General features: G+C 72.7%; 14 protein-coding genes. 12 read left to right on the top strand and 2 right to left on the bottom strand.

Annotated elements, in window-relative coordinates; all coding sequences use genetic code 11:
- The first annotated feature begins 8 nt into the window (after nt 1-8).
- The 3 genes from I8D64_RS11435 to I8D64_RS11425 are packed head-to-tail and all read left to right on the top strand — an operon-like array spanning nt 9 to nt 3,254.
- Complete coding sequence (locus I8D64_RS11435) at nt 9-1,112, top strand: glycosyltransferase (RefSeq protein ID WP_200502857.1); 1,104 nt, start codon at nt 9-11, stop codon at nt 1,110-1,112.
- Nucleotides 1,102-1,542 (top strand): GtrA family protein, encoded by a 441-nt coding sequence (locus I8D64_RS11430; protein ID WP_200502856.1) that lies wholly within the window; start codon nt 1,102-1,104, stop codon nt 1,540-1,542. Before I8D64_RS11435 ends, I8D64_RS11430 begins: the two co-directional genes overlap by 11 nt.
- Nucleotides 1,543-1,589: 47 nt before the next feature.
- Complete coding sequence (locus I8D64_RS11425; protein ID WP_200502855.1) at nt 1,590-3,254, top strand: DUF6020 family protein; 1,665 nt, start codon at nt 1,590-1,592, stop codon at nt 3,252-3,254.
- On the opposite strand, the gene purB is transcribed toward I8D64_RS11425, so the two are convergent.
- Complete coding sequence (gene purB, locus I8D64_RS11420; protein WP_200502853.1) at nt 3,196-4,602, bottom strand: adenylosuccinate lyase; 1,407 nt, start codon at nt 4,600-4,602, stop codon at nt 3,196-3,198. The two genes, I8D64_RS11425 and purB, sit on opposite strands and share 59 nt — an antisense overlap.
- A gap of 122 nt (nt 4,603-4,724) precedes the next feature.
- Here purB and I8D64_RS11415 point away from each other — a divergent pair, with 122 nt between their 5' ends.
- Both I8D64_RS11415 and I8D64_RS11410 read left to right on the top strand, forming a co-directional pair.
- The gene (locus I8D64_RS11415) at nt 4,725-5,129 is read left to right on the top strand and encodes a phage holin family protein (protein ID WP_200502851.1); all 405 of its coding nucleotides are present in this window, start codon (nt 4,725-4,727) and stop codon (nt 5,127-5,129) included.
- A 133-nt stretch (nt 5,130-5,262) separates the two neighbouring features.
- Entirely contained in the window at nt 5,263-6,378 is a 1,116-nt protein-coding gene (locus I8D64_RS11410; protein WP_200502849.1) for a histidinol-phosphate transaminase, read from the top strand.
- Between the two features lie 27 nt (nt 6,379-6,405).
- Here I8D64_RS11410 and I8D64_RS11405 read toward each other — a convergent pair whose 3' ends face one another.
- Nucleotides 6,406-7,305 carry a spermidine synthase gene (locus I8D64_RS11405; RefSeq protein WP_343068551.1) on the bottom strand — a complete coding sequence of 300 codons (900 nt, stop codon included), beginning with the start codon at nt 7,303-7,305 and terminating at the stop codon, nt 6,406-6,408.
- A gap of 62 nt (nt 7,306-7,367) precedes the next feature.
- Here I8D64_RS11405 and I8D64_RS11400 point away from each other — a divergent pair, with 62 nt between their 5' ends.
- The 7 genes from I8D64_RS11400 to I8D64_RS11370 all read left to right on the top strand — a co-directional run bounded on the left by I8D64_RS11400 (nt 7,368) and on the right by I8D64_RS11370 (nt 15,779).
- A complete protein-coding gene (locus tag I8D64_RS11400; RefSeq protein WP_200502847.1) occupies nt 7,368-8,750 on the top strand; it encodes a hypothetical protein in 1,383 nt (460 codons plus the stop codon).
- Nucleotides 8,751-8,829: 79 nt separating this feature from the next.
- Nucleotides 8,830-10,038 carry a thiamine pyrophosphate-dependent enzyme gene (locus I8D64_RS11395; protein ID WP_200502845.1) on the top strand — a complete coding sequence of 403 codons (1,209 nt, stop codon included), beginning with the start codon at nt 8,830-8,832 and terminating at the stop codon, nt 10,036-10,038.
- On the top strand, nt 10,035-11,018 hold the full coding sequence (locus tag I8D64_RS11390; protein ID WP_200502843.1) for an alpha-ketoacid dehydrogenase subunit beta: 984 nt from the start codon (nt 10,035-10,037) through the stop codon (nt 11,016-11,018). Before I8D64_RS11395 ends, I8D64_RS11390 begins: the two co-directional genes overlap by 4 nt.
- 88 nt (nt 11,019-11,106) lie before the next feature.
- Nucleotides 11,107-12,651, top strand: coding sequence for a dihydrolipoamide acetyltransferase family protein (locus I8D64_RS11385; protein WP_200502842.1), 1,545 nt, complete (start codon nt 11,107-11,109; stop codon nt 12,649-12,651).
- 79 nt (nt 12,652-12,730) lie between these two features.
- Nucleotides 12,731-13,657 (top strand): fluoride efflux transporter FluC, encoded by a 927-nt coding sequence (locus I8D64_RS11380; RefSeq protein WP_343068549.1) that lies wholly within the window; start codon nt 12,731-12,733, stop codon nt 13,655-13,657.
- Nucleotides 13,654-14,091, top strand: coding sequence for a fluoride efflux transporter FluC (locus I8D64_RS11375; RefSeq protein WP_200502840.1), 438 nt, complete (start codon nt 13,654-13,656; stop codon nt 14,089-14,091). Before I8D64_RS11380 ends, I8D64_RS11375 begins: the two co-directional genes overlap by 4 nt.
- Complete coding sequence (locus tag I8D64_RS11370; protein ID WP_200502838.1) at nt 14,088-15,779, top strand: CopD family protein; 1,692 nt, start codon at nt 14,088-14,090, stop codon at nt 15,777-15,779. Before I8D64_RS11375 ends, I8D64_RS11370 begins: the two co-directional genes overlap by 4 nt.
- Nucleotides 15,780-15,856 lie beyond the last annotated feature (77 nt).

Raw genomic sequence — 15,856 nt, 5'->3', positions numbered from 1 at the left:
GCGCAGTGATGACCACTCCGCCCCCGCCGCAGCAGCTCGACATCGCGGCCATCGTCCCCTGCTACAACGAGGAGGCGACCGTCGCGAAGGTCGTGTCGGACCTGCGCAGGACGTTCGACGGCATCACGGTGTACGTCTACGACAACAACTCGAAGGACGCGACCCGGGAGCGGGCTCGTGAGGCCGGGGCGATCGTGCGCACCGAGACCCTCCAGGGCAAGGGCAACGTGGTGCGCCGCGCCTTCGCCGACGTCGACGCGGACGTGTACCTGCTCATCGACGGCGACGACACCTACGACGTCGCCTCCGCGCCCGCCATGGTCGAGGCGCTGCTCGAGGGCCCCTACGACCACGTGCTGGGCTGCCGCGTCGACGACCCAGACAACTCGGCGTACCGCAAGGGCCACGCCTGGGGGAACCGCTTCTTCAACAGCGTGGTCTCGAGGCTCTTCGGCGAGCCCGTCACCGACATGCTCTCCGGATTCCGCGTCTTCTCCCGACGCTTCGTGAAGTCCTTCCCCGCGCTCTCGCAGCGCTTCGAGATCGAGACGGAGCTGACGGTCCACTCGCTGGCCACGCGCGTGCCCCAGATCGAGAAGCCGGTCGGCTTCGGCGAGCGGCCCGACGGCAGCGAGTCCAAGCTCAGCACCTTCTCCGACGGCCGACGCATCATCCTCACGATCGCCAAGCTCTTCGCCTTCGAGAAGCCGTTCGTGTTCTGGGGAGCCGCGAGCATCGTCGCCTTCGTGGCCGGCCTGATCAGCGGCATCCCCGTCATCTCGGAGTACGCGCGCACGGGCCTCGTGGAGCGCTTCCCGACCGCGTTCCTCGCCGCGATCTTCATGGTGATCGCCTGCCTGATGGTGACGGCCGGCGTGATCCTCACCGGCACCACGAGGAACCGGCACGAGGCGGCGCGGCTCGCCTACCTGGGACTCGCCCCGGTGGCCACTCCCGGGCTCGCGCCGCGGCGCGAGGTGTCGCCGGAGGAGCTGCGCGCGCCGCGGAACCAGCGCGCGCCCGAGCCGATCGTGCCCGAGCGCGCGCCGGTGGTGCGAGGCGAGGCCGACCGCCTTCAGCGTCGTGAGGGGCAGGGCCTCGGTGGCCGCTGAGCGCGCGACGTCCCTGCGCGCCCTCATCGGGCGCTTCCTCGTCTCCGGCGGCGCCATGGCGCTGCTGGACCTGTGCCTGTACTCGGGCGGAACGCTGCTGATGCACTGGCCCCCGATCGCCGCGCATGTCGTGTCCACGCTGATCACGATCTGCGTGAGCTTCGCGGTGAACCGCGCCTTCGTCTTCCGGGCGCACGGCACCGGCGTCCGGGCGTTCGTGCCGTTCCTGGCCGTCACCCTGGTGACCGCGCTCGTGATCCAGACGCTGATCATCACCGGGGTGGTGCACGCCTGCGGCGCGCTCTTCCCGCGGGCCCCCGAGGGCGTCGTGGCGATCGCCGCGAAGATCATCGCCGTCGGCGTCGCCGCGGTGTGCAACTTCGTCTGCTATCGCGTGATCTTCTCCCGCAGCGGGAGCGCCCGGGCCTGACGGCGGGTCGTGCTCGGGCCTGACCTCGAGTGTGATGGGATGCCTCGGTGGCACTCGAGGTCCTGCGCGGCGGCGCACGCAAAGCGGTGTTCGCGCTCGCGCCCGCTCTCCTCCTCGCTCTGGTCGACGTCCTCGCCGTCCCCGCAGCACAGATGCCGTGGAGCGGCGGGAGGATCGTGCGGCACCTCGTGGTCGCGGCGGTGATCGCCGCGGGGATGTGGATCCTGCTCAGCGCCGTGGACGCGCGCACCGCGAGGGATCCGCGCGGGGCGGGCGGCCCCGCCTCGTGGCGGTCGTGCCTGGGCATGGCGGGGATCGGCGCGGTGCTCTGGCTGCTCATGTGGGCGGCGGTGGGTCCGCTGGACGCGATGAACGACACCTATTGGAGCATCCGCAACCCTCTCGGCGTCGCGCCGCAGCAGCCGCTCGTCTACTCGATGGTCATCAGCGGCGTCGTGCACGGGCTGCGACTGGTCACCGGCAGCATGCTCCCGGGGATCATCGCCCTGGTGCTGCTCCAGGTGATCCTGTACGGCCTCGGCCTGGCCTGGACGCTGCGCGTGCTCTCGAGGATGGGGGTCCCGCGTGCGGTGCTCCTCGCCCTCGCGGTGGTGCTCGGGCTCCTGCCGATCACGGCGAACTTCACGTTCGCCCTGGTCAAGGATGCCGCGTTCACGGGCTTCACGCTGCTGCTGGTGCCCGTGCTGCTGAGCATCCAGCAGACGGACGGGCGGTGCCTCCGCCGTCGGGGCTTCGTCTGCGTGATGGTGCTGTCGATGCTCGGCTTCGCCCTGACCCGGAACAACGCGCTCGTGATCCTCGCGGTGATCGGTGTGCTCCTCGTCGTGCTGGCGCGGAGGGCACGGCGCGCGGCGTTCCTGTGGGTCGCGGGCATCGTGGTGGTCGCGCTGCTCCCGCAGCAGATCCTGACCCTCGCCGCGGGCCCGCAGAAGAGCGTCGAGAGCCTGGGCGTGCCCCTGCAGATGGTGGGCAGCACCCTCGTCCACGAGCCGCAGTGCATCGCGCCCGAGGACGCCCGCACCCTGGACCGGATCATGCCGCTGCAGACGTGGCGCGGCGTGTTCCGCCCGCAGAGCGTGGACCCCGTGAAGTACGACCCCGTGTTCTCCGAGGACGCCCTCCAGGACTCCGGGGGCGAGTTCCTGTCCGTCGTCGCCCGCACGCTGGTCCGCTGCCCGGGGCCGATGCTCGCGGGATACCGCGATCAGACCTCGCAGCTGTGGCGATGGGACGCCGTCGGAGTCGGTGCCACCTCGCAGTCGTTCTTCCTCGAGCCGATCTCGAACGCGCCCGGGGACCGCGACGAGATCCTGGCGGATCTCGCGAGCCATGGCGTCGTGAAGCGGCCACTGCTGGGGGAGGCCGTCGGGACGCGGATGGAGTCCGTGTACCGCGCTGGTCTGGATCTCACTCCGGGAGCAGGGACCTGGGTGTGGGCGCTCGCGCTGGTCGTGGCGGCCGCCTGGTACGGACGACGAGGGGAGGTCCTCGTCGTCGCCTTCCCGGCCCTTCTGCTGTGGGCGACGCTGATGGCGGCCGCGCCCATCGCCCAGCCGTTCCGCTACGTGGCGTACCTGCCGTGGATCCTGGCGATCGCGGCGGTCGTCCTGATCTGGGGGCGGGGGAGGGCGGTCAGTCGTCCAGATGCCCCACGAGCCGCGGCGCGCGGCCGACGTACGTCGCCGGGGTGAGGGCGAGCAGACGATCCCGCTCGGCATCGGGCAGGCCCAGATCACCGATGAAGGCCCGCATGTCCTCGCCGGTCACGCGATGGCCGCGGGTGAGCTCCTTGAGCCGCTCGTAGGGGTTGTCCAGGCCCTCGTGGCCCTGGACGCCCAGGGTGCGCATGACGGACTGGACGGCCTCGCCGAGCACCTCCCAGTTGCCCTCGAGGTCGGCGGCCATCGCCTCGGCGTCCACGTCCAGGCCCGCGAGGCCCTTGGAGATGTTCTGGATCGCCAGCAGCGAGTGGCCGATCGCGGGGGCCACGTTGCGCTGCGTCGTGGAGTCGGTGAGGTCCCGCTGCATGCGCGAGGTGACGAGGGTCTGGCTGAGCACGTCGAGCAGCGCGCCGGAGATCTCGAGGTTCGCCTCGGCGTTCTCGAAGCGGATCGGGTTCACCTTGTGCGGCATCGTCGAGGAGCCCGTGCCGCCCTGCGCGGACAGGCGCTGGCGGAAGTAGCCCAGCGAGATGTACGTCCACACGTCGGTCGCGACGTTGTGGAGGATGCGGCCCGCGCGGGCCATGTCCGCGTACAGCTCGGCCTGCCAGTCGTGGGACTCGATCTGGGTGGTCAGCGGGTTCCAGGTGAGGTCGAGGTGCTCGACGAAGCTGCGGGAGACCTGCTCCCAGTCGGTGTCCGGCACGGAGATCGTGTGCGCCGCGTACGTGCCGGTCGCGCCGTTGATCTTCCCGAGGGTCTGGTTGGCGGGGATCCGCCGCGCCTGCCGCTGCAGGCGGTGCGCGAACACGGCGAGCTCCTTGCCCAGCGTGGTGGGCGTCGCCGGCTGGCCGTGCGTGCGCGAGAGCATCGGGACGTCGGCCGTCTCGCGGGCGAGCTCGGCGATCTGGGCGATCACGCCCTCGAAGGCGGGCAGCCACACCTCGTGGACGGCGCCCTTGATCATGAGCGAGTAGGCGAGGTTGTTGACGTCCTCGCTCGTGCAGTAGATATGCACGATCTCGGCGAGCGGCTCGAGGGACGTGCCCTGCAGGCGGCGCTTGATGTAGTACTCGACGGCCTTGACGTCGTGCACGGTCTCGCGCTCGATCTCCTTGTGCTCGGCGATGCCCTCGGCGCCGAAGTCCTCGGGGATCGCGCGCAGCAGCGCGCGCTCGTCCTCCGTGAGGGTGCGCAGGCCCGGGATCGCCTCGTTGTCCAGGAGGTGGATGACCCACTCCGTCTCCACGATCAGCCGGGAACGGTTCAGGGCGGCCTCGGAGAGGTGGTCGACCAGCGGCGCGACCTGGTCGCGGTAGCGGCCGTCCAGCGGCGTGAGGGCGATCGGGGGCGTCAGGTCGGCGAAGCTCTGCGGCATGGGGCCATTGTTCCAGAGCGGCGCACGAGCACGCACCGCCGGCCGGATGGCGAGGCGGGCGACTGGCCGACGCGCGGGATATCCCCCTGGTCGCTCACGGGCGGCTCTGGGAGACTTCCCTCATGTTCAGGTTCATCGGACACCTCATCATCGTGGGCGTCGCACTCTGGCTCACCTCCCTCCTGCTGCCGGGCATGCACCTGGGGGAGGGCGACGGCACGATCCTCGGCCAGGTCCTCACCGTCGCCGGCATCGCGCTGATCTTCGCGATCGTCGACGCGATCGTGAAGCCGATCCTCTCGTTCTTCGCCCTGCCGCTGACCTGCCTCACGCTGGGCCTGTTCATGCTGGTCATCAACGCCCTCATGCTGCTGCTCACGGCGTGGGTCGCGGGTCTGTTCGGCCTGCCGCTGGAGTTCGACAGCTTCTGGTGGGCCCTGCTCGCCGGCGTGATCGTGGGCATCCTGTCCTCGATCTTCGAGGCGATCCTCGGCGTGGACGGGGACCGCGACCGCGAGCGCGCCTGAGGACGAGCCGGTTCGGGCGACGAACCGGTGCGGGCGACGAGCCGCTGCGGACGACGATCTGGGCGGGTCTCGTGCCGGTCTCGCGCGCGCCGGTGGTCCGGCGCGCTCAGCCCCGTCGGCCTAGCCTGGGGGCATGCCCGAGACTCCCGCCGAGAACATCCGCCTGCGCTCCGCCCTCGATGCGCTGCCCGCCTACGTGCCCGGGAAGCCCGCGGCCGACGACGGCGTGCGCCGCTTCAAGGTCTCCTCGAACGAGTCGCCGTTCGAGCCGCTGCCGCAGGTGATCGAGGCCGTCAACCGGGCCACCCTGCACGCCAACCTCTACCCGGACATGGGGGCCCTCGACCTTCGCGAGGCGATCGCCGCCCACCACAGCACGCCGCGCTCCGCCGTCGGCCCGGAGAACATCGCCCTGTCCACCGGGTCCGTCGCCGTCTCCGGAGATCTGGTGCGGGCGCTCGTAGATCCGGGCGACGAGGTCGTCTTCGCCTGGCGGTCCTTCGAGGCGTACCCGATCCTGGTGCGCAGCCACGGCGGCGTCGACGTCCAGGTCCCGCTCACCCCCGCCTTCGAGCACGATCTGCCGGCGATGGCGGAGGCGATCACCGAGCGCACCCGCCTGGTCATCCTGTGCACCCCGAACAACCCCACCGGGCCCGCGCTGACCACCGCGCAGATCGAGGACTTCCTCGCGCGCGTGCCCGATCACGTGGTCGTGGCCCTCGACGAGGCCTACCGGGAGTTCGTCGACCCCGTGCGCCTCGCCGACACCGCCCGCCTCTTCGCGGAGCACGGCAACGTGGTGCTGCTGCGCACCTTCTCCAAGATGCAGGGCATCGCCGGGCTGCGCGTGGGGTACGCGGTCGCGCACCCGCGCCTCGCCGCGGCGCTCGGCCAGGTCACGGTGCCCTTCGGGGCGAGCTCGATCGCGCAGGCCGCGGCGCTGGCGACCTTCGATCCCGACGCCGCGGCCGAGCTCGAGCACCGTGCCGCCTGGATCCGCGAGCAGCGCGGACGCCTCGAGCAGGTCCTCGCCGCCCAGGGCTGGGAGCTGCCCGCCTCGCAGGGGAACTTCGTGTACTTCCCGCTCGGGGAGCGCAGCGCCGAGTTCGCCGCCTTCGCCGACGCCCGCGGCCTCGTGGTCCGCGCCTACGGGACCGACGGCGTGCGCGTCACCGTGGGGGAGCGCGAGGCGAACGATCTGCTCCTCGCAATCGCCCAGGAGTGGCGCGAGGCGCAGGAGGGCTGACCGCGCTCCATCGTCCGCGATCGGCGCTCAGCGAGGACGGGGTGCGGGCCGCGACCCGTGCGCGTCCTCTTCGATCGCGCTGATCAGGCGGCTCGTCTCGGCAGGATCCAGCACGGCGGCCGGATGCGGGCCGCCCGCGAGCCAGCGCTCGCGCAGGCCCTCGGGGTCCGCACCTCGCGATCGCTCCAGCCCGGGCCCGGCGGCGAGCACCAGGTTGCCCTCGTCGAGCGAGCGCAGCAGGTGCTCGTCGGCCAGGGTCCATGCGCCCGCGAGGCCGGCGGCCTCGGTCGCGGCGTCGAGCGCCCGCGCCTGCGCCGCGAAGAAACGCAGGCCTGCGTCGTCGCCCACGTTCACGGCCATCACCCCGCGCTCGGACAGGCGTCCCAGGACGTCGGCGAAGAATCCCTCGCGGGTGAGGTGCGCGGGCGTGCTCTGACCGCTGAACACGTCGACGACGATCACGTCGAACCGGCCCCTGCCGCCCGACCGGGCCGATCCGTCGGCCCCCGTCGCCGCGAGCTCCTGGGCCGCATCGCCGATCCGCACCTCGAGGTCCGTGCCGCGCGGCAGGGGCAGCGCGGAGGTCACGAGGCCCGGAAGCTCCCGCTCGATCTCGACCACCGCCTGCGGGGAGCCGGGGCGCGTGGCCTGCACGTACCGGGCAAGGGTGAGTGCGCCCGCGCCCAGGTGCAGCACGTGCATCGGCGCCCCGGGCTCCGCGGCGGTGTCGACGACGTGGGCGATGCGCCGCAGGTACTCGTGGCGGATCACGGTCGGGTCCTCGAGGTCCACGTGCGACTGCTCGACGCCTCCGACGTCGAGCGCGAAGCCGTGCTCGCTGTAGCCGTCGGGCCGGATCCGGGCGAGGAGGTCAGAGTGCGCCAGACGCGCGCTCATGGCGGCTGGACGCGGCGCGCGGTGGGTCACGCTTTCAGCCTAGACTCAGGGGACGAGTGCCGCGGATCACGAAAGCGGCGGAGGGGAAGACCATGACCGGACCGATGCCCGAGGGCCCGCAGAACGGCCAGCCGCACCAGGGCGGACAGGAGGAGGCCTCGCCCTGGCGGCAGCAGTACCCTTCTGCCGCGGGGCAGGGGAGTGCGCAGAGCCAGGACTTCGTGCAGAACCAGGGCGGCTCGCCGCAGTCCTCCGCCTCGTGGCCGTCGGGCCCGAGCTCCCCGGCGCCCCAGTACCCGGGCGCGCAGGGCGCCGCCGGGGCGAGCGGCGCGGGCGCCCCGTACGGCGGGTCGGGCCCCGGAGGACCAGGGCAGCCCGGCGGGCCGGGAGGATTCGGCGGATCGGGCGGTCCCGGCGACCCGAACCAGCCGCCCCGGAAGAGCCGTACGGGACTGATCATCGGGCTGGTCATCGCCGCCGTCGCCTTCCTGCTCGTGATCGTGCTCGTGGTGGTGATCGCGGTCGTCATCGGCCTGGGCAAGCGCGACGACGCGGGAGGCGGCGGGGGAGCCGCGAAGACCGCATCGCCCGAGGAGCAGGTGAGCGCGCTCGGGAAGGAGTACATGGACTCCCTGGTCGACGGGGATCCCAAGCCCGCGCTCGAGGTCATCCAGGCCCAGGACCACTCGAACCAGGAGACCCTCGAGGAGGACGCCTACGCGAAGGCGCTCAAGGAGGCCCCGGTCGCCGACGTGACCATCGGCGAGCCCCAGATGTCGTCGCTCTCGGGGAAGGTGACGGTCGACTACACGGTGGGCGGCAAGCCCGCGAGCGGCGAGATCTCGATGCAGGACTACGACGACGACGGCACCTACGAGGTGGTCACCGGTCTCGAGTCGTACATGGACGTGCCCGAGGGCTTCTCAGGCCTGAGCCTCACGGTCAACGATGCCGAGGTGAAGCCCGGCACGGAGTACTCGGCGCTGCCGGGCTCCTACACCGTGGGCATGGACGAGAAGCTGTTCGGCCTCGACGGGGAGGCGACCCTCGTCTACGGACTGGGCGACGACTACCCGGACTGGCCCAAGGCGAAGCTCACGGACGACGGCCAGAAGGCCTTCCGCGAGGCCGTCAAGAAGTCGGTCGACAAGTGCGTGGAGCAGAACACGCTCAAGGCCGGCTGCGGCCTCCAGAAGATCCAGGGCACGTCCTCCGACGGCTGGAAGGCCAAGGACAAGACGGTCAAGCGCTCCCTTCCGGGGTCCACCGAGCGCAAGCTCGACAAGCTCACTGCCGAGCCCGGGTACGACGAGGTCACCTACGTGACCGCCAAGGACTCCATCGGCGGCGTGGACACCACGATGGAGTGCAGCAAGGGCGGTCAGAAGGGCACCTGCGACCTGCTCTACGGCGGGAACCTGGGCAGGCCCTCGGTCGACCTCGCCGATGACAAGCGCCCGGTGACCTGGGACTGACGCGACCGGCCGCCCGGGTGGCGACCCGCTCACGGCGATTCCGTTGGAACTTACGGCTCCGTAGGTTAACCTCGTCCCCGTGAGCGTCTTCCGCACGACAATTCCCGAGCACGCCGACGACGAGCCCCTGATCCAGCTCGTCGCGCCGGACGGCACCCGCACACCTCACGAGGAGCTCGACGCCGCCGTCGCCCACCTCACGGGCGAGGACCTGCGCCGCTACTACCGCGACATGGTGATGATCCGCGCCGCGGACCTCGAGGCCACCTCCCTGCAGCGCCAGGGGCAGCTGGGCCTGTGGGCGAGCGCCCTGGGGCAGGAGGCCGCACAGATCGGTGCCGGCCATGCGGCCCGCACCCAGGACTACCTGGTGCCCACGTACCGCGAGCACGGCATCGCCTGGGCGCGTGGCATCGAGCCCTGGCGCCTGCTGGACGTGTGGCGCGGCATCGCCCACGGCAGCTACGACCCCTACGAGCTGCGCACCCACCCCTACATGCTCGTGCTCGGCGCGCAGGTCCCGCAGGCCGTCGGCTACGCGATGGGCCTGCAGCGCGACGGCCTCGTGGGCACCGGCGACCTCGAGTCCGACACCGCGGTGCTCACCCTGTTCGGCGACGGCAGCTCCTCGGAGGGCGAGGTCAGCGAGGGCTTCACCTTCGCCGCCTCCTTCCAGGCGCCGACGGTCTTCTTCACGCAGAACAACCAGTGGGCGATCTCCGTGCCCACCACGGTGCAGTCCCGGGTGCCGCTCGCCCAGCGCTCGCGCGGTTGGGGGATCCCCAGCGTCCGCATCGACGGCAACGACGTGCTCGCCGTCTACGGCGCCGTGCGCCTCGCACTCGACGCCGCCCGTGAGGGCGAGGGGCCGAGCTACATCGAGGCCGTCACCTACCGGATGGCGGCGCACACCACGAGCGACGACCCCACGCGCTACCGCGCCCGCGCCGAGGAGGAGGAGTGGGCGGCCAAGGACCCCATCGACCGCCTGCGCCGCTACCTCGAGACCCAGGACGAGATCGACGAGGAGTTCATCGGCCACTGCGAGGAGGAGGGCCACGATCTGGCGATGGCCCTGCACCACGAGATCCACGCGATGGCCGATCCCGACCCGATCGAGATCTTCAGCCACGTCTATGCCGATCCGCACCCGCTGGTCGAGGCCGAGCGCGCGGAGTTCGAGCGCTACCGCTCCCAGTTCGAGGACGCCGGCGACCAGGCCGATGCGGGGTCCGCCGCCGACTCCGCCGCTGCTGACTCCACCGCCGCCGAGGAGGGCCGTCGATGAGCACCGTGAAGCTTCCGATCGCGAAGGCGATCACCGCGGGCCTGCGCGACGCCATGCGGGCCGACGAGAAGGTCATGCTGATGGGCGAGGACATCGGGCTGCTCGGCGGCGTCTTCCGCGTCACCGACGGTCTCCACGCCGAGTTCGGCGGCGACCGCGTCGTGGACACCCCGCTGGGCGAGGCGGGCATCGTGGGCACCGGCATCGGCCTGTGCTACCGCGGCTACCGGCCCGTCGCCGAGATCCAGTTCGACGGCTTCGTCTTCCCCGCCTTCAACCAGATCACCACGCAGCTCGCGAAGATGCACTACCGCACCCGCGGGCAGGTGCGGGTGCCGATGGTCATCCGCATCCCCTACGGCGGCGGCATCGGCGCGGTCGAGCACCACTCGGAGAGCCCCGAGGCGCTGTTCGCCCACACCGCGGGTCTGCGCATCGTCACCCCGTCGAACGCGCAGGACGCGTACTGGATGACCCGCGAGGCCATCGAGTCCGACGACCCGGTGATCGTCTTCGAGCCGAAGAAGCAGTACTGGATCAAGGGCGACGTCGACACGGACGTGCGCCCCGCTACCGGCATGCACAGCGCGCAGATCGTGCGTCCCGGGACCGACGCGACGCTGCTGGCCTGGGGACCGTCCGTCTCCGTGGCCCGCGAGGCCGCCGAGGCCGCGACCGAGGACGGCCTGGACCTCGAGGTGATCGACGCCCGCTCGATCTCGCCCTTCGACGTCCCCACGGTCGTCGAGTCGGTGAAGCGCACCGGCCGCCTGGTGATCGTCCACGAGGCCCCCGTCTTCGGCGCCATCGGCGGCGAGGTCGCCGCCCGCGTCTCCGAGCAGTGCTTCTTCCACCTCGAGGCGCCCGTGCTGCGCGTGGGCGGCTATCACACGCCCTATCCGCCGGCGCGGATGGAGGAGGCGTACCTGCCCGACCTCGACCGCGTGCTCGACGCCGTCGACCGATCGCTCGCATACTGACGGCGCCCCACGGCGTCCGCCTCCCTGCGATGTTCCCTTCGCCCACTGACCAGCGCCCCGACAGCGGCGAGAACGGAAGGACCCGACGATGAGCACCCTCGTCATGATCACCCTCACCGACCCCGGCGAAGGACTCACCGAGGCCGAGATCCTCGACATCAAGGTGGGCGTGGGCGACACCGTCGCCATCAACGATCCCGTCATCGAGGTCGAGACCGCGAAGTCCGCCGTCGAGCTGCCCAGCCACATCGCCGGCCGCGTCACCCGGGTGCTCGTCGCCGTGGGCGACGAGGTGCAGGTGGGCGCCCCGCTCATCGAGGTCGACACCGATGCCGACGGCGCGAGCCCCGCGCCCGCGCCCGCGCCCGCGCCCGCCGACGCCGCCCCGGCGCCCGACCCGTCGGCCGAGGAGCTCGCCGCCCAGGCGCAGGAGGCGACCGGCGAGACCGCCGCGCCCGTCGACGCCGCCCCGTCCGCCGCATCCACCGCCCCCGCCGAATCCACCGCCCCCGCCGAATCCGCCGCCCCCGCCGAATCCGCCGCCCCGGCGGCCGAGGATGAGCAGCCCAAGAACCTCGTGGGCTACGGGGCACGACACAGCAGCGCCCGCCGTCGGCGCCGCGCCGCCGCGCAGGAGGGCGAGGACCAGCAGGTCCCGATCGACCGCATCCTCGCCAAGCCGCCCGTGCGCAAGCTCGCCCGCGATCTCGGGATCGCGCTCGCCGACGTCTTCGCGACGGGCCCCGGCGGGACCGTCACCCGCGAGGACGTGCTCGCCGCGCAGCAGCGAGCGATCGGCGACGAGATGCCCGGTGACGGCGACTACTTCCCCGACGAGTCCCCGCAGGCGCCCGCCTCCCTGCACGGCACCATGAAGTCGGCGACCAGCCAGTCCATGAACCAGCAGTCGTTCTCGGGTGTGACCAGCGACGACCGGACCACGCGGGTGCCGATCCGCTCGGTGCGCAAGCGCACCGCCGAGGCGATGGTCTCGAGCGCCTTCACCGCCCCGCACGTGACGGTGTTCAACGAGGTCGACATGACCGCCACCATGGACCTGGTGCGCTCGCTGCGCGCCTCCCGCGAATGGGCCGACGTCAAGATCTCCCCGCTCGCGATCGTCGCGAAGGCGCTGCTCGTCGCGATCCGCAGGAATCCCGAGGTCAACGCCTCCTGGGACGAGAGCGCGCAGGAGATCGTCTACAAGCACTTCGTGAACCTGGGCATCGCCGCGGCCACCCCGCGCGGCCTCATCGTGCCCAACATCAAGGACGCCCACCTGCTCACCCTCAAGGAGCTCGCCGAGGGCATCAACGACCTCGCCAAGACCGCGCGCTCCGGCTCCACGCCGCTGTCGGCGACGCGCAACGGCACCATCACGGTGACGAACTTCGGCGTCTTCGGCATCGACTCGGGCACCCCGATCCTGAACCCCGGCGAGTCCGTGATCCTGGGCATGGGCGCGGTCAAGCAGAAGCCCTGGGCGGTCGACGGGAAGATCGAGATCCGCGAGGTCACCCAGCTCGCCCTGAGCTTCGACCACCGCCTCATCGACGGCGCGCTCGGCTCGGAGCTGCTGCGCGACGTCTCCGCCGTGCTCGAGCAGCCCCAGCTGGGCCTCGTGTGGGGCTGAGCCCCCGCGCCCGCGCCGCCGTGGTGACCGTCCACGGCGCGCGCAGGTCCGCCCGCCTCCTCCTCGGTACCCTGGTGCGGTGACCACGCCTCCCGCACCGCGCCGCCGCGACGATCCGCGCATGCGCACCGTCGAGATGGAGGCCGTCAGCGTCACCGCCGAGGAGGAGGACGCCGAGACCCTCACCTCGGGCCCCGGCCTTCCTCCGCTGTCCTGGCAGCGCACGATGCTGCTCGTGGCCTGCGGCGGCGTCGCGGGGGGAGTGCTGCGCGAACTCCTCACACTGCTCATGCCCACGATCCAGACGCCCACCCTCATCGAGGTGCCGCGCTCGACGCTGCTGGTGAACGTGCTGGGGTGCGTGGGCCTCGGCATCCTCACGGGCCTGCTCGAGCGCCAGCCCGATGCGCCGCGCTGGATGCGCCCGCTGCTGGGCATCGGCTTCCTCGAGGGGTTCACCATCTACTCCGGAGTGGTGCTCGAGGGCTCCGCGATGATCGGCGCCGACTTCCCGGCGCTCGCGTTCGTCTACGGGGCGATCACCCTGTTCGGCGCGATCTGCGGGGTGCTGCTCGGGCTGGGCCTCGCGGGCCTGCTGCACCGCCGTGGGATCCGGCTCGGCACGCACCCCTTCGCCGGGGGCCGCGTCCCACGATGCGATCTCCCCGCCCGTTCCCGCCGCTTCTCCCGTGTGCGCGCCGGCACCGCCTCCGGCGCCGCCTCGGGAATGAGAGCAGGAGCCGACGCCGACCCCGAGGGCGCTGATCCCGAGGGAGGCGGCGCCGAGGCCCTGACGCCCGAGCCCGACGCGTCGGACGCCCCGGCCCCCGTGCCCTCCCTCGACGCCCCGGGCGACGCCGAGGTGCACACGACGCTCTCCTCCGCGACGCCCGCGGCCCCGAGCCCGCGGCCGTCCTCGCCGTCGCCCCATCCCGATGCCCCAGCGTCGGAGCGCCCCTCGATCCGCCGCCCGATGGAACGCCCGAGCGAAGGGGAGGGACGATGACGATCCTGCTGGGCATCCTCTCCGTGCTCGTCGTCGGCGCCGGATGCGGCATCGGCGCGGCCGCGCGCTGGGCCGTGCGCGAGAGCTTCTCGCGCGCCCTCGATCGGCGCGAGAGCCCCTCGATCCTGCTCGAGGTCGTGCCGTGGCCGACGATGATCGCGAACGTCGTCGCGTGCTTCCTGCTGGGCATCGTCGTCACCCGGATCGGCGCGGAGCCGACGGGCGCCGTGCGCTACCTGTTCCTGCTGCTCGGAGCGGGCGTGTGCGGCGGACTCTCCACCCTCGCGGGCGCCGCCCTCGACGCCGTCCAGCTCGCCCGGCGCGGCACCCCGGTGATCTCCGTCGGCTACCTGCTGGTGACCGCGGCGCTCGGGATGGCCGCGCTCTGGCTCGGCGTGCTCGTCACCCAGGGCATGGGCTCGGCCGGCGCGTGAGCACCCTCCCTGTGCTCGCCGTGCTCCCTGTCCTCCTGGGGGTGATCGAGGACCTCGCGGCGGCCGGCGCGCTCGGCGCCTCCCTGCTCGCCGGTCTGCTGCTGGTCGCGCCCGCGGACCGCGCCCGCGCGATGACCCCGCTCGCGGTGCTCGGCGGCGTCTGGACCCTCACCCAGCTGCTGGTCCTCGCGCCCGCCCCGCGCCTGCTGCCCGCTCTCGTCGCCGCCCTCGCCGCGCTCATCACGCTGCTCGCAGTGGGCCTCGGCACCGGCGCCCGTGCCCGGACCGTCGGCCGGCTCACGGGAGTGGTCGCAGTCCTGGGGATCTCGATCCGGGTGCTCGGCGATCAGGGCTTCCTGCTCCCTCAGGCGGGGCAGGCCGTGCCGGTGCTCGTGCACGTGCTCGCGATGTCCGTGTGGGCGGGCGGGCTCGGCGCGATCCTGCTGCTGCGCGCCCGCGGCCCGCTCAGGGACCCGTCCGCCGTCATCGTCCGCTTCTCGCACCTGGCGCTGCTCGCGTGGTGCGTGCTCGCCCTCAGCGGACTGTGGGCGCTGCTGACCCGCCTCGGCTCGCCGCTGGATCTCGTGACCACGGCGTTCGGCCTCGTGGGGCTCGCGAAGATCATGCTGCTGCTCGTGCTCGGCGTCCTCGGCGCGCTGCAGCGGAGGCGTCTCGCCGTGCAGAGGAGGGCCGACGGGCCGGGGCGTCCGTTCGTCCGCCTCGCCGGCATCGAGCTGGTACTGATGGCGGCGGCCGTGGTCCTCGGCGCCCTGCTCGTGCTCCTGCCGGCCCCCGGTCTCCTCGGCGGCGCGGCGGCGACGGGCCCGGCGGCGGACCTCACCGGCCACGCCCTGCCGCCCGCCCCGAGCCCGGTCTCGCTGCTGACGTCCTGGCGGCCCGACGCCCTGGTGATCGCCCTCGCCCTCACCCTCGTGTGGGCGCTGCGCTTCCCGCGCACGGGGCCCCGGGCAGCCCCGCGCGCGCGCTCGGCCGAGCTGCGCGTCGTCGTCGGCGCCGTGCTCCTCGTGCTCGTCGTCTGCGGGCCGCTCGGCGTCTACGGCCCGGTGCTGAGCTCGGCGCACCTGCTACAGCAGGGCCTCCTGCTCGTGCTCGTCGGTCCCCTCCTCGCGAGCGCCGTGCCCACACCCGGGGGTCTCTCCCGTCTGCTGCACCGCGACCCCTGGACCGCCCCGCTGCTCGCGCTCGGGCCGACGGGCCTGCTCGCCCTCGTGCACGCGACGCCGTGGCTGCTGGGGCCCGCGCTCGCGACGATCCCCGGGCACGAGCTGCTGCTCCTGGCCCCGGTGGTCCTGGGCGCGCTCACCTGGTGGACCGTGGAGCCGGGTGCGGACGCCCGGCGGGACGGGGACAGCGACGCCGATCCCACGCTTCCCGCGGGGCCGAGCGCGCGCCTCCGCGTCTGGCGCACCGTGCTGGCCGCCCTGCCCGTCGCGGGGCTCGCGGCGAGCGGCCTGGCCCTCGCTCTGGGCAGCACGCTCCTGGCCTCCGACCGCTTCGGCGCGACGGGGCGCACCTGGCGGGCCGACGCCCTCGCGGACCAGCAGACGGGCGGCTGGATCCTCGTCGGCCTCGCCGTGCTCGCAGGGATCGCGCTCGTGGGGATCGCGCTCGCGGACCGGGCCATCGCATCTCGGACGACGCGCCGCGAAGCGCGCGCACACGGATGACCTGGACGTCCTCGGATCCGGCGGGTCGGCCTGGTCGCCCGTCGGCCGAGCACCGGGCCGCCCGACGGGCCCGCCCG

Origin of the sequence: Brachybacterium halotolerans (assembly GCF_016623465.1) — a bacterium.
Taxonomy (GTDB): Bacteria; Actinomycetota; Actinomycetes; order Actinomycetales; family Dermabacteraceae; genus Brachybacterium; species Brachybacterium halotolerans.
This window is presented reverse-complemented; position numbering and strand designations above follow the sequence as displayed.